At 72.0% G+C, this 567-nt stretch carries 1 protein-coding gene; it reads right to left on the minus strand.

The features are described 5' to 3' along the window. The coding region (locus tag Sru01_RS35195) for a CLIPPER-2 domain-containing protein (RefSeq protein WP_203995315.1) at positions 1-527 on the minus strand (527 nt) is incomplete at its 3' end. Positions 528-567 lie beyond the last annotated feature (40 nt).

Below are 567 nucleotides of genomic sequence, written 5' to 3' on the forward strand. Positions count from 1 at the left end.
AGGCTGGGCAGCTCGGTCGCGGTGACGGTCGCCGTGGACGGCGCCGAGGTGATCGGCGGGCCGTCCGGCGGGGTGCCGGTGGCGACCGCGGTGTTGAGCACCGCACCGGCGTTGATGTCCGCCTGCGTGATCACGTACGTCCCGGTGCAGGTGGTGGCCTCCTGCGGTGCCAGGATGGTCACCGGGCAGGTGATCACCGGCGGCGTCCCGGTGCCGGAGAACGCGGTGTCGGTGGCGCCCACGCTGGTCAGCGTCCGGTTACCGGTGTTGACGATGGCGTAGGAGTAGGTGACGGTCTGCCCGGCCGCCGAGACGTTCGCCGGCGACGCCGACTTGTTCAACGCGATCCCCGGCGCGGACTCGATGGTCACCGTCGCCGACGACGGCGGCGAGTTCACCGGCGGCCCGATCGGCGGGGTGCCGGTCGCGACCGCGGTGTTCAGGATCGCGCCGCTGTCCACATCGGCCTGGGTGGTCACGTAGGTGCCGGTACAGGTGGTGTTCTCCCCCGGCTCCAGCGTGGTCACCGGACAGGTGATCACCGGCGGCGGACCCGTCCCGGAGAAC

The sequence above is a fragment of the Sphaerisporangium rufum genome, assembly GCF_016863395.1.
Lineage (GTDB): Bacteria > Actinomycetota > Actinomycetes > Streptosporangiales > Streptosporangiaceae > Sphaerisporangium > Sphaerisporangium rufum.